Annotated in this window: 12 protein-coding genes; 7 read left to right on the top strand and 5 right to left on the bottom strand. The window is 60.0% G+C overall.

From position 1 onward, the window contains the following. The first annotated feature begins 73 nt into the window (after positions 1 to 73). From pqqA to BMS17_RS14575, 6 genes are all read left to right on the top strand, one after another. Positions 74 to 148: a pyrroloquinoline quinone precursor peptide PqqA gene (pqqA, locus tag BMS17_RS14600; RefSeq protein WP_009045898.1), complete on the top strand. Its 75-nt coding sequence runs from the start codon at positions 74 to 76 to the stop codon at positions 146 to 148. A gap of 75 nt (positions 149 to 223) precedes the next feature. Then, positions 224 to 1,135, top strand: coding sequence for a pyrroloquinoline quinone biosynthesis protein PqqB (gene pqqB / locus BMS17_RS14595; protein WP_046029950.1), 912 nt, complete (start codon positions 224 to 226; stop codon positions 1,133 to 1,135). Between the two features lie 136 nt (positions 1,136 to 1,271). Further along, complete coding sequence (pqqC, locus tag BMS17_RS14590; RefSeq protein WP_046029949.1) at positions 1,272 to 2,024, top strand: pyrroloquinoline-quinone synthase PqqC; 753 nt, start codon at positions 1,272 to 1,274, stop codon at positions 2,022 to 2,024. Next, complete coding sequence (gene pqqD / locus BMS17_RS14585) at positions 2,021 to 2,296, top strand: pyrroloquinoline quinone biosynthesis peptide chaperone PqqD (RefSeq protein ID WP_077431161.1); 276 nt, start codon at positions 2,021 to 2,023, stop codon at positions 2,294 to 2,296. The genes pqqC and pqqD overlap by 4 nt, the downstream gene beginning before the upstream one ends. A 7-nt stretch (positions 2,297 to 2,303) precedes the next feature. Next, on the top strand, positions 2,304 to 3,440 hold the full coding sequence (gene pqqE / locus BMS17_RS14580; RefSeq protein ID WP_371916728.1) for a pyrroloquinoline quinone biosynthesis protein PqqE: 1,137 nt from the start codon (positions 2,304 to 2,306) through the stop codon (positions 3,438 to 3,440). Then, positions 3,406 to 5,232: a S9 family peptidase gene (locus BMS17_RS14575; protein ID WP_046029944.1), complete on the top strand. Its 1,827-nt coding sequence runs from the start codon at positions 3,406 to 3,408 to the stop codon at positions 5,230 to 5,232. Before pqqE ends, BMS17_RS14575 begins: the two co-directional genes overlap by 35 nt. 8 nt (positions 5,233 to 5,240) lie before the next feature. Here BMS17_RS14575 and BMS17_RS14570 read toward each other — a convergent pair whose 3' ends face one another. Both BMS17_RS14570 and BMS17_RS14565 read right to left on the bottom strand, forming a co-directional pair. Continuing rightward, positions 5,241 to 5,399 (bottom strand): YqaE/Pmp3 family membrane protein, encoded by a 159-nt coding sequence (locus tag BMS17_RS14570; protein WP_003228885.1) that lies wholly within the window; start codon positions 5,397 to 5,399, stop codon positions 5,241 to 5,243. A 206-nt stretch (positions 5,400 to 5,605) separates the two neighbouring features. Continuing rightward, positions 5,606 to 6,847 (bottom strand): aspartate aminotransferase family protein, encoded by a 1,242-nt coding sequence (locus BMS17_RS14565; RefSeq protein ID WP_046029943.1) that lies wholly within the window; start codon positions 6,845 to 6,847, stop codon positions 5,606 to 5,608. A gap of 169 nt (positions 6,848 to 7,016) precedes the next feature. On the opposite strand from BMS17_RS14565, the gene BMS17_RS14560 reads away from it, so the two are divergent. Continuing rightward, positions 7,017 to 7,946, top strand: coding sequence for a LysR family transcriptional regulator (locus BMS17_RS14560; protein ID WP_046029942.1), 930 nt, complete (start codon positions 7,017 to 7,019; stop codon positions 7,944 to 7,946). Between the two features lie 227 nt (positions 7,947 to 8,173). Here BMS17_RS14560 and BMS17_RS14555 read toward each other — a convergent pair whose 3' ends face one another. From BMS17_RS14555 to BMS17_RS14545, 3 genes are all read right to left on the bottom strand, one after another. Continuing rightward, complete coding sequence (locus BMS17_RS14555; RefSeq protein WP_046029941.1) at positions 8,174 to 9,952, bottom strand: acyl-CoA dehydrogenase C-terminal domain-containing protein; 1,779 nt, start codon at positions 9,950 to 9,952, stop codon at positions 8,174 to 8,176. A 187-nt stretch (positions 9,953 to 10,139) separates the two neighbouring features. Then, complete coding sequence (locus tag BMS17_RS14550; RefSeq protein ID WP_077431160.1) at positions 10,140 to 11,936, bottom strand: acyl-CoA dehydrogenase C-terminal domain-containing protein; 1,797 nt, start codon at positions 11,934 to 11,936, stop codon at positions 10,140 to 10,142. Between the two features lie 90 nt (positions 11,937 to 12,026). Continuing rightward, positions 12,027 to 13,316 carry a GGDEF domain-containing protein gene (locus tag BMS17_RS14545; RefSeq protein WP_046029938.1) on the bottom strand — a complete coding sequence of 430 codons (1,290 nt, stop codon included), beginning with the start codon at positions 13,314 to 13,316 and terminating at the stop codon, positions 12,027 to 12,029. Positions 13,317 to 13,344: the final 28 nt, after the last annotated feature.

Raw genomic sequence — 13,344 nt, 5'->3', positions numbered from 1 at the left:
TCTGAACATCTCCGACTGGAGGTGGACTATATGTATAGATCTGAACTGTCCCATCACCTGAAGGAATGCTCCCATGTCCTGGTCCAAACCTGCTTACACCGACCTGCGTATCGGCTTTGAAGTCACCATGTACTTCGCAAGCCGCTAATCTTTTTGTAGCGCAGTGCAACGCCTCGGCTCGCCGAGGCGTTTTTATTTTCAGTTTTCGAATGATGGAGCGGCCATGTTTGTCCAGATTCTAGGTTCCGCCGCGGGGGGTGGTTTTCCCCAGTGGAATTGCAATTGCGTGAACTGCGCCGGTTTTCGCAATGGCAGCCTGAACGCCAAGGCGCGAACCCAGTCGTCTATCGCAATTTCCGATGATGGCGTGAACTGGGTGTTGTGCAACGCGTCACCGGACATCCGCGCCCAGCTTCAAAGCTTCGCCCCGTTGCAACCGGGCCGCGCCCTGCGTGATACCGGCATCAGCGCCATCATCCTGATGGACAGCCAGATCGACCACACCACCGGCCTGCTCAGCCTGCGCGAAGGTTGCCCGCATCAGGTCTGGTGTACTGACATGGTCCATGAAGATTTGAGCAGCGGATTCCCGCTGTTCACCATGCTGACCCACTGGAATGGCGGACTGGACTGGAACCCGATCGAACTGGACCGCAGCTTCACCATCGCGGCCTGCCCAAACCTGCGATTCACCCCGTTGCCGCTACGCAGCGCCGCGCCGCCGTATTCGCCGCACCGCTTCGACCCGCACCCCGGCGACAACATCGGTCTGATCGTCGAAGACCTGAACACCGGCGGCAAGCTGTTCTATGCGCCGGGGCTGGGCAAGGTCGACGCGCCGCTGCTGAAGATCATGGCCAGCAGCGACTGCTTGTTGGTAGACGGCACGATGTGGGACGACGACGAAATGCAGCGTCGCGGCGTCGGCACGCGCACCGGACGGGAAATGGGCCACCTGGCGCAGAGCGGCCCCGGCGGCATGCTGGAGGTGCTGAAGCAACTGCCCAAGCAGCGCAAGGTGCTTATTCACATCAACAACACCAACCCGATTCTTGATGAAGACTCGCCGGAGCGTGCCGAGCTGGTTCGGCGGGATGTTGAAGTGGCTTATGACGGCATGAGTATTGTGTTGTAGCGAATGGCCCCATCGCGGGCAAGCCCGCTCCCACACGGGTTCTGTGGCGTACAAAAATCCCTGTGGGAGCGGGCTTGCCCGCGAAGACGTCCGACCTGACACCAAAGCTTTCACGGCTGCTCCCCGGAGAACCGCAATGACTGACACCGCAATGCCCCCCGCCGAATTCGAGGCCGCCCTGCGCGCCAAAGGCGCCTATTACCACATCTATCACCCCTATCACGTGGCGATGTATGAAGGCCGGGCGACTCGCGAGCAGATCCAGGGCTGGGTTGCCAACCGCTTTTACTATCAGGTGAACATTCCCCTGAAAGACGCCGCGATCCTCGCCAACTGCCCGGATCGCGAGATCCGTCGCGAGTGGATTCAGCGCCTGCTCGACCACGATGGCGCCCCCGGCGAAGACGGTGGCATCGAAGCCTGGCTGCGCCTGGGCCAGGCTGTCGGCCTCGACCCGGATCAACTGCGCTCCCAGGAACTGGTGCTGCCCGGCGTACGTTTTGCCGTCGACGCCTACGTCAACTTTGCCCGCCGGGCCAGTTGGCAGGAAGCCGCCAGCAGCTCGCTGACTGAACTGTTCGCGCCGCAGATCCATCAATCGCGCCTGGACAGCTGGCCACAGCATTACCCATGGATCGACCCGGCCGGGTACGAGTATTTCCGCACTCGCCTGGGCCAGGCCCGCCGCGATGTGGAACACGGTCTGGCGATCACCTTGCAGCACTACACCACCCGGGCCGGTCAGGAGCGCATGCTGGAAATTCTCCAGTTCAAACTGGACATCCTTTGGAGCATGCTCGATGCCATGAGCATGGCCTACGAACTGAACCGCCCGCCGTATCACAGCGTGACCGAACAACGGGTCTGGCATAAAGGAATCACCTTATGAGTTTCGATCGCAGCAAGACCCCGACCTGGCGTCCCGGCTACCGTTTCCAGTACGAACCGGCGCAAAAAGGCCATGTGCTGCTGTACCCGGAAGGCATGATCAAGCTCAATGAAAGCGCCGCGCTGATTGGCGGTTTGATCGATGGCGAGCGTGATGTTGCGGCAATCATTGCCGAGCTCGACCTGCAGTTCCCCGGCGTGCCGGAGCTCGGTGACGACATCGAGCAATTCATGGAGGTTGCCCGTGCGCAGCACTGGATCGAACTTGCCTGAGTCGTCGGTGCAAGTACCGCCCACACCCGAAATCGGCCTGCCGCTGTGGCTGCTGGCCGAACTGACCTACCGCTGCCCGTTGCAATGCCCCTACTGCTCCAACCCGCTGGACTTCGCCGAACAAGGCAAGGAGCTGAGCACCGAGCAGTGGATCAAGGTCTTTCGCGAAGCGCGGGAGATGGGTGCGGTGCAGTTGGGCTTTTCCGGTGGCGAACCGCTGGTGCGCCAGGACCTCGCCGAGCTGATCGCCGAGGCACGCAAGTTGGGCTTCTACACCAACCTGATCACCTCCGGCATCGGCCTGACCGAGCAGAAAATCAGCGATTTCAAGAAGGCCGGCCTGGACCATATCCAGATCAGCTTCCAGGCCAGTGATGAGCAAGTGAACAACTTGCTGGCCGGCTCGAAAAAAGCCTTTGCGCAGAAGCTGGAAATGGCCCGCGCGGTGAAAGCCCACGGCTACCCGATGGTGCTGAATTTCGTGACCCATCGGCACAACATCGACAAGATCGACCGGATCATCGAGCTGTGCATCGCCCTGGAGGCGGACTTCGTCGAACTCGCCACCTGCCAGTTTTACGGTTGGGCGCAGCTCAATCGCGTCGGGTTGTTGCCGACCCGGGAACAGCTGGTCCGCGCCGAGCGCATCACCAACGAATACCGCGCCAAACTCGAAGCCGAAGGACATCCGTGCAAGCTGATTTTCGTCACGCCGGACTATTACGAAGAACGCCCGAAAGCCTGCATGAATGGCTGGGGCAGCATCTTTCTGACCGTCACCCCGGACGGCACCGCCCTGCCCTGTCACGGCGCCCGACAGCTGCCGGTGCAATTTCCCAACGTGCGCGACCACAGCATGCAACACATCTGGTACGACTCCTTCGGCTTCAACCGCTTTCGCGGTTACAACTGGATGCCCGAGCCGTGCCGTTCCTGCGATGAAAAAGAAAAGGACTTCGGCGGCTGCCGTTGCCAGGCGTTCATGCTCACCGGTGACGCGAGCAACGCCGACCCAGTGTGCAGCAAGTCTCAACATCATGGCGTGATTCTCAAGGCCCGCGAAGAAGCCGAGCACGCGACTCAGACCATCGAACAATTGGCCTTTCGCAATGAACGAAACTCCCGCCTCATCGCAAAAAGCTGAGCCTTTCAGCGCCTCCAGGGCCGTCGCGGCCGCGATCGACTTTGCCGAACTGCAGGTCGGCCAGCACGGTTTGTTCTGGAACGAATACCGGCCCGAAGAAGCCGCTTGCCGGATCTGGCATTGGCGTGACGGCCAGGCGCATTGCCTGACCCCGCCGGGTTTTAGTGTGCGCAGTAGAGTGTACGAATATGGCGGCGGCGGGTTTTGTCTGACCGATGACGGCATCGTTTTCGTCAACGAGGCGGACCAACAGCTGTATCGGCAATCGCTGCAGGGCGAAATACCTGAAGCGTTGACCGCGAGTAAATGCCGCTATGGCGACCTGCAATTCGCCAATGGACAGGTTCTGGCCGTCGAAGAGCACCACGATCAACATCGTCTGGTCGCGATCGATGTGGCTGATGGCGCCCGTCACTTGCTGGCCGAAGGCGCGGACTTCTACGCTGCGCCGACGTTGAGTCCCGACGCTCAGCGGTTGGCGTGGATCGAGTGGAGTCGGCCGGACCAGCCTTGGACTGCAACGCGTCTGATGGTGGCCGAACGTCAGAGCGATGGTGGCTTTGCGCTGCCGCATTGCGTGGCCGGCGACGCCGCTCAGGAGTCGTTGCAACAGCCGCGATTCGATACCAGCGGCCGGCTGTTTTGTCTGACCGACCGTGGCGGATATTGGCAGCCATGGGTCGAGTCTTCAGACGGGTTGAATCCGCTGCCGAGCGCCGCGGCCGATCATGGGCCAGCGCCGTGGCAATTGGGGGGGTGCACTTGGCTCCCGCTGCGCGACAACACTTTTTTGGCGAGCTGGACCGAAGGCGGTTTTGGCCGACTGGGCCTTTGCGGTGACACCCGTGAAGATTTCACCGGTGACTACAGCCGCTTCCGCCATCTCGCACTGGATGAGCAATTCATCTACTGCATCGCCGCCTCACCGATCAGTTCGGCAGCGGTGATCGCCATCGACCGCAGCACCCGGCGGGTCAAGGTACTGGCCGGTGGTGTCACACCCATGCCGGTCGAGCAGATCAGCGTGCCACAAACCCTGCGCTACCCGAGCGGTTCGGGCGAAGCGCACGGGTTCTTCTACCCGGCCACGACCGGGGAGGCGAAACCACCGCTGGTGGTGTTCATCCACGGCGGCCCGACCTCGGCGTGCTACCCGATGCTCGATCCGCGCATCCAGTATTGGGCGCAACGCGGCTTTGCCGTGGCCGACCTCAACTATCGGGGCAGCAGCGGTTACGGCCGGGAATATCGCCAGGCGCTGCATTTGAGTTGGGGCGAGGTGGACGTCGAGGACGCCTGCGCAGTCGTCGCCCACCTCGCCGAACGCGGGTTGATCGACGGCGACAACGCGTTCATTCGCGGTGGCAGCGCTGGCGGTTACACCACCCTGTGTGCCCTGGCGTTCAAGAACGTTTTCCGCGCTGGCGCCAGTCTGTACGGCGTCAGCGATCCCGTGGCATTGGGACGGGCGACTCATAAATTCGAAGGTGATTATCTGGACTGGCTGATCGGTGATCCGGTGCAGGATGCCAAACGCTACGCCGCACGAACGCCGTTGCTGCATGCGAGCAACATCCGTGTACCGATGATTTTCTTTCAGGGTGAACTGGACGCCGTGGTTGTGCCGCAACAGACCCGGGACATGGTCGAGGCACTACAGGACAACGGCATCCTGGTGGAAGCGCATTACTACGCCGACGAACGCCACGGTTTCCGCAAGGCTGGCAATCAGGCCCATGCCCTGGAACAGGAGTGGTTGTTTTATCGCAGGGTAATCGATCAGGGCGTTTGAGGCCTGGCTCAGCGCTTGGCGATGATGTACACCGCGTGCACGATCCCCGGAATATAACCGCACAAGGTCAGCAGAATGTTCAACCAGAACGCCCCGCCAAATCCGACCTGCAGAAACACTCCCAAGGGCGGCAACAGAATGGCGATGATGATTCGAATAAAGTCCATGGGGTAGCTCCTGATTTGAATGGGCTCACGCGAGCCATACACCTAATCGACCTGTGTCGTGCGTCAGGGTTCAGTGCACTGGTTACCGAGCGCCGACACTTCGCCAGGTTTTGCAGACAAAAAAACGCCCCACGCGAAAGGATCAAACGTGGGGCGATGCGTTATTACCGCGAGACGGTTCTGGAGTTTGTGTGGGACGCGTCTGATCAGACCGCAATCCCTTTTCGGCACTGCAACTGTGCAGTGCGCACCCGGGAGAAGGCGCGGGTCAGGCGCAGGAGCATTTCGTCGATGTTGGCGTTGCTGACGGTGAGGGCCGGGGTGAAGCGCAAACAATCGGGTTGTGGGGCGTCAAGCAGCAAACCTTCGTACAACGCGGCTTTGACGACAGCGTCAGCCGAATCGTCGGACAACGTCAGCCCCCAGAACAGCCCTTGCCCGCGCAATTCGCCGTGGCCATAGCGATGGGACAAAAGCCGCAGTCCTTCGCGCAGATGCTGGCCGGTCTGCGCGACATGCTCGAGAAAACCTTTGTCCTGCACACTGTCGAGCACCGCCAGGCCGGCAGCGGTCATCAGGGCATTGCCATGATGGCTGCCGCTCAGGTCGCCGACGTCAACACAGCACGCCTTGCCCCGTGCCAGCAGCGCCGCCAGTGGCACACCACCACCGAGTCCTTTGCCGAGAACGATGACATCGGCCCGAACGCCGTAGGACTGTTCGGCGAGCAGAGTGCCGCAACGCCCGATGCCCGTTTGTACTTCATCGAGGATCAACAGAATGCCCAGTTCGCGACACAGCCGTTCCACACCCTTGAGGTAATGCTCAGTGGCCGGGATCACGCCCGCATCGTTCTGGATCGGTTCAAGCATGATTGCCACGGTCCGGGCGTCGACCGCCGCGTGCATGGCCGCCAGATCATTGAAGGGAACGTGGTGCACGTCCGACGCCGACATCGTTGCCAGATGACGGCCATGGCAACTGTTGCTGGCAACGATAATGCGCGAGGCACCACCGCGATAACGCTGGCCCCATTTACACGCCAAGGTGATTGCCGCGTCACAGGCTTCGCTGCCACTGTTGAGCAGGTACGCCTGATCGCTGCCAGTCGCGGTGCACAAACGCCCCACAAGGTTGAGCCGGCCGCGGTTGTGCAGCGCAAAACCGGGGTTGATCAGTGATTGAGCCTGTTGCGAAATCGCCTGAACCAATACCGAAGGACTGTGCCCCAGGCTATTGGTCCCACCACCTTGAGTGAAATCCAGGTAAGCGCGATCCTCGCTGTCCCATAACCAGGAACCCTGACCACGGACGAAAATCTGTTTCGGCCGCTCGACGCTGGGCATCATGTACTCGCTGGAAGGGTTGTGGTGGTGGGTGGGCTGGAAGGTGTCGACCGCCAAATCATCAAGACTGGGCGGACTACGCCGCAAACTGAACAAATTCATCCGAAAAAACCTCGCTTGAGGTTTTTTGCCTTACCTATGTAAACAGTCTCGCTGCAAACAGAATTCATGGTGCTTTGCGGTCCTGTAAGCCTTGTGAATGCGGTTAGACTAGGCGCAGGCACGGCCTTGAGCCATTTCGATTTTCCAGCATTTTCAATAAGCGTTACTTATGGATTTCAAGCAACTGCGTTATTTCGTCGCGGTCTACGAAGAAGGCCATGTCGGCCGGGCCGCCGAGCGGCTTTCAATCTCCCAGCCGGCGTTATCCCAGCAAATCCGCCACCTCGAACAGAACCTCGATGTGAGCCTGTTTGAACGCAGCAGCAAACGCCTGCTGCCAACCCTGGCCGCCCACACGTTGTACAACCACGCCTTGCCCTTGCTCGACGGCATGCAGCGCGCGCGCGAAGCGTTGGGCAATTTCAAGGGACAGGCATTACGCACACTGGCGATTGGCGTGTTGCAGACGGTCCACACCAGCCTGGTGCCGCAAATGCTCGAACGGGTGCGCAAAGCCCAACCGCATCTGGTGGTGCAGATCTACGAACTGACCGGGCTGGAAATCGAGCGACGCCTGCTTAATGGTTCACTGGACATTGGCATCAGCTACCTGCCACCCAGGCAGCCAGGGTTGCATGGGGTGATGCTGTACGAAGATGAACTGACCCTTGTCATCCCCGCTGACCACCCGTTGCGCGAATTCAAGAAAGTCTCCATGAGCCAGGCCGCCGAGTTGCCGATGCTGCTACTGGGAGAAGAGTTCCAGGTGCGACAGATCTGGCAGACGCAGCTGGCCGCCCTAGGAAGGCGCCCGCAAGTGCAGGCCGAACTGAACAACATGGCGGGAATTCTCGACAGCCTGCCACACACCCGACTGGCGACGGTGCTGCCGGGACGTTCACAAAAGGCACTCGGTAATAACGAGCTGCTGTGGAAACCGCTGACCGAACCACGCGTGCCGCTGAAAGTCGGATTGGTGTGTCGCGATGTACAGCGGCAACAGGCCTCACTGGCCTTGTTACGCACGCTGCTGGAAGAAGTGATGAACGGTCCGGAGCAGCGCTTGAACAGCTCGACCGCCCTAGACGGACTGAGCTGAGCACTTTTCTGCAGGCAAAAGAAAACCCCGCCGAAGCGGGGCTTTGCAGACTGTTTCCCTGACATCCATTTCACTCCGCCGTCCTGGCAGAATCCTACGTGTCCGTGTTGTTGCTTTGCGCTTCCTGCGCGACGTCCATGTGAAGTAGATTAACTGTGGATCCAATCTACGCCTATGGGAAAACAGCAGCACGTCATGTAAGAGATTGCTTACATGACGTTACCTTGTCAGAACTGCGCAGCATCCAGCAGGAACAGGGACTCGCTACCGGCTTTCACCGACGCGCTCAGCGAGTGAATACGTGGCAACAAACGTGCGAAATAGAACCGTGCCGTACCCAGCTTGCTCGCGTAGAAGTCGTCCTGCGCTTCTTTGCCCAACGCAGCCTTGGCCATCAGTGCCCACATGTAGGCGTATGCCACATAACCGAAGGTTTGCAGGTACTCGACCGACGCCGCACCGATTTCATTCGGGTTGTTTTTGGCGCGATCCAGCAACCACGCGGTCAGCTCGTCGAGGGTCGTTACCGCATCGTTCAGCGGCTTGGTGAACTCTGCCAGATCGGCGCTGGCTGTTGCGGTGAAGTGGCGGATCTCGTCAGCAAACAGGTTGTAGAACGCGCCGCCGGTGCCGACGATTTTGCGTCCGACCAGGTCCAGTGCCTGAATGCCGTTGGTGCCTTCGTAGATCTGCGTGATACGAACGTCACGCACCAGTTGCTCCTGGCCCCACTCGCGGATGTAACCGTGGCCGCCAAAAACCTGTTGGCCGTGAACGGTGGTTTCCAGACCCAGGTCGGTCAGGAATGCCTTGGCCACTGGCGTCAGCAACGCCACCAAGTCTTCAGCGCGTTTGCGGGTAGTCGCGTCTTCGCTGAACTTGGCGGTGTCGAGTTGCATGGCAACGTAAGTCGAGAACGCACGGCCACCTTCGTTCGAGGCTTTCATGGTCAGCAACATGCGACGTACGTCCGGGTGGACGATGATCGGGTCAGCCACTTTGTCTTTGTTTTGCGCGCCGGTCGGCGAACGGCTTTGCAGGCGGTCGCGAGCGTATTCAACGGCGTTCTGATAAGAACGCTCGCCGGTGGCCAGGCCCTGGATACCCACGCCCAGACGCTCGTAGTTCATCATGGTGAACATCGCCGCCAGGCCTTTGTTCGGCTCGCCGACCAGGTAACCCACGGCTTCGTCGAAGTTCATCACGCAGGTCGCGGACGCCTGGATGCCCATTTTGTGTTCGATCGAACCGCAGTTTGCCGGGTTGCGCGCACCCAGGCTGCCATCGGCATTGACCATGAACTTCGGCACCAGGAACAGCGAAATACCTTTCGGCCCCGCCGGCGCGTCCGGCAGCTTGGCCAGCACCAGGTGGATGATGTTCTCGGTCAGGTCGTGCTCACCGCCGGTGATGAAGATCTTGGTGCCGCTGACTTTGTAGGAACCGTCGGCCTGAGGCTCGGCCTTGGTGCGGATGATCCCCAGGTCAGTACCGGCATGCGGCTCGGTCAGGCACATGGAACCGGCCCAGACACCGGAGTACATGTTTGGCAGGTACGCAGCTTTCAGCTCGTCGCTGGCGTGGGCGTTGATCGACAGGCAGGCACCGGCCGTCAGCATCGGGTACAGACCGAACGACAGGCTGGCGGAATTGACCATCTCTTCGACCTGAGCCGAAACAGCCTTGGGCATGCCCATGCCGCCGTAAGTTGGATCACCGCCGACACCGACCCAGCCGCCTTCAGCATAAGTCTGATAAGCCTGCGGGAAACCTGCCGGCGTGGTGACCGCACCGTCCGCCCAATGGCAACCTTCTTCGTCAGCCGCACGGCTCAGCGGCGCGATGCTTTTGCTGGTGACCTTGCCGGCTTCTTCGAGAATGGCTTCGACGGTTTCCGCATCGACGGTCTCGGCCAGCGCAGGCAGCTCGGCCCAGAGTTTGGCGACCTCGAAAACTTCATTGAGAACGAAGCGCATATCGCGCAGGGGCGCTTTGTAGTCAGCCATGGCAAACCTCGCAAGATCTAAACAGGTGATTCGTAGGAGTGGTGCTTTCGTTGGGTCCGAGTGTAACCCAACAACTTTTGCGACACATAGGGTCAGCCCATGACCCTTTTGTAATGTTTAGTCACTGACTATCGGGTCATTAAAAAGCCCGCAATGATGCGGGCTCCAATGTGGCGGATTTAAAAGACTAAAGTGCGAACAGCGCTGCCGGCAGCTTCATCAGGCAATCACTCCCAGCCTCTATCGCCGCGCGATGAGCCGCCGTACGCGGCAACAAGCGCTTGAAGTAAAACTCGCTGGTCGCCAGCTTGCCCTGACAATAATCGGCATCACCGCTACCCGCATCGAGTTGCGCCTGAGCCACCAGTGCCATGCGCAGCCAGAGATAGCCAAGGATGATGTAACCGCTGTACATCAAATAATCCACTGATGCCGCGCCCACTTCGTCTGCATTCTTCATCGCTGCCATGCCGACCTTGGTGGTCAGTTCGCCCCACTGCTGATTCAGCTCGTTGAGCTGCGCCACATAGCTGGCGAGCTGCGGATGCCCAGCGTTCGCCGCGCAGAATGTGTGCACGATTTTGGTGAAGCCACGCAGCAGCTTGCCCTGACTGCCGAGCACTTTGCGCCCGAGCAAATCCAGCGCCTGAATACCGTTGGTGCCTTCGTAGATCGGCGCGATCCGGCAGTCGCGGACCAACTGCTCCATGCCCCATTCACGAATGAACCCGTGCCCGCCAAACACCTGCATGCCGTGGTTGGTCACTTCCAGCCCGGTATCGGTCATGAAGGCTTTGCAGATCGGCGTCAGGAACGCCAGCAGGTCTTCAGCGTCCTGGCGGGCGCTTTCATCCGGGCTCAGATGCGCCACGTCCAGCAACTGCGCGGTGAAGTAAGTCAGTGCGCGGTTGCCTTCGTTGAAGGCTTTCATGGTGAGCAACATCCGGCGCACGTCAGGATGGACGATGATTGGGTCAGCGGCTTTCTCTGGCGCTTTCGGGCCCGTCAGCGAACGCATTTGCAGGCGGTCGTTGGCGTATTTGATCGCGCCTTGAAAGCTCGCTTCGCCCAGACACAATCCCTGCATCCCGGTGCCGAGGCGCGCATGGTTCATCATGGTGAACATGCAGTTCAGGCCTTTGTTCGGCTCCCCGATCAAGAAACCTTTGGCGCCATCGAAGTTCAGGACGCACGTCGCCGAAGCCTTGATGCCCATTTTGTGTTCGATCGATCCGCAGGAAACGCCATTGCGCTCGCCCGCCTCGCCCTCGGTATCGGGCAGGAATTTAGGCACGATAAACAGCGAGATGCCGCGGGTGCCGGCCGGCGCGTCCGGCAGTTTCGCCAGCACCAGATGAATGATGTTGTCGCTCATGTCGTGCTCGCCGGCCGAGATGAAAATCTTGCTGCCGGAGATCGCGTAGCTGCCATCGGCTGAAGGCACGGCGCGAGTCTTGATGATGCCCAGGTCAGTACCGCAATGGGCTTCAGTCAGGCACATGGTGCCGGTCCATTGGCCCGCGGTGAGTTTGCTCAGGTAGGTGTTTTTCTGTTCTTCAGTGCCGTGGGCGTGGATCGCCGACATCGCGCCGTGAGTCAGGCCCGGGTACATGCCCCAGGAAGTGTTGCTGGAACCGACCATTTCGCTGATCACCAGCCCCAGCGAACTCGGCAAGCCCTGGCCGCCGTACGCGGGGTCCGCCGCCAGACCGTGCCAGCCGCCCTCGACGTATTGTGCGAAAGCTTGCTTGAAGCCTGTAGGCGTCGTCACCACGCCATTGTCGAAATGGCAGCCCTCTTCGTCGCCGCTGCGATTCAATGGCGCAAGCACGTTCTCGCAGAATCTCGCACCTTCTTCGAGGATCGCGTTGACCATGTCCGGACTGGCCTCAGTGGCACCCAGCGCGGCGTAATTGGCGTGAAAGTCGAAGACGTGGTCGATCAGAAAGCGCATGTCGCGCAGGGGAGCTTTGTACTCAGGCATGGTCGTTTCTCCGTCAGCAGATGCTTCAAACCTACTGCCGCCCACCACGCCGAACAATCACAGTCCAGACGCTGAATGCGCCATCATCACTCAACCCGCAGCGGCGTCCATTCGCACGGCGCCACGACGCGTCTGACCGAATGCCACCACACAGTTTCGCCCGGCGCCCTTGGCGCTGTAGAGCGCTTCGTCCGCGGACTTGAGGACCTTTTCGGGGGTGCGCTGATCCACGCGTTCGGCGACGCCGATGCTGACGGTGACCGACACACTGGACGCGCCGGGGCCCGAGCGGCGCTGACGTCCCTGTTGGTCGTCCTGAGGGCGGTTGTCCTGATTGCGCAGCTGAATACTGTAGGTGGCGATGGATTCACGAATGACTTCCAGGTGCGGCATGCACTCTTCGAGCGTCTTGCCTGCAAACACCAGCGCAAATTCCTCACCGCCGTAGCGATACGCCCTACCGCCTCCGCCAATTTTCGACAGTTTGCTGGCCACCAGGCGCAGCACCTGGTCACCCACATCATGACCATGGGTATCGTTGAATTTCTTGAAGTGATCGACGTCGCTCATCGCCAGCACGTAATTACGCCCCAGCCGCTGCATCCGCTCGTTCAAGGCACGACGACCCGGCAGGCCGGTGAGTTCATCACGGAAGGCCATTTGATAGGCTTCGTGGGCGACCGCCGCCGCAATCATCAACATCACCTGGCTGCACATGATGTTGAGGGTAAACGGCAGAATGAAGGTTTTCGGCAGTGCCCAGAACAAACCGAGCAAACCGACCAGTTGAGCCGCATGCAAAGGTCTTGGGTTACGCCAGTATTGCCAGCTCAGGAGCAAGAACGAGGCGATGAACACCGGATAGGACAGCTGGATCAGGCTCATCCAGGCGCCATGCAGCGCCGGCCAGCGGATTTCGGACAGCCATGTCAGCAAGGCTTGTGGGTAACTTTGCTCCAGCCCCAACGCCACACTGCCGACGGCCAGCAACACAGCAAAGCGCGCCACCATGTCCTGAAACAAGTGTGTGCGTTCCTGCCAGGCAGCGAATACGCCAAACATCAGCGGCAGCAACAGGCAACACAGGTGGAAAACCACTGCTGCGTCATCACGGACTTTGCCGTTGTCGCGGTAATAGTCGGTTTGGGTGTCGAGCAGAAAGTAGGCGATGTACACCGTGACCATCAGAAACAGCTCACGCTGACGTCGATAAACCGCGCAGTACGCACCGCCGAGCAACAGCACAAGAGTCGGTAGCACGTTGAACAGCGAGGTGAAAAAAACGTTCAATTCCTTGATATAGGCAGCCGCAAGCCCCGCAAGCAAGAGCAGTATCGACGGTAGGAAATGGCTGAAACGCACAGCGGAAGAACGCGGCAAGGGTAAAGCTCCGACCGTCACGACAAAT

This window comes from Pseudomonas sp. C9 (assembly GCF_002000165.1).
Lineage (GTDB): Bacteria > Pseudomonadota > Gammaproteobacteria > Pseudomonadales > Pseudomonadaceae > Aquipseudomonas.
Note: the sequence above shows the minus strand (reverse complement) of the source record. Positions and strands in the feature narration are given on the sequence as shown.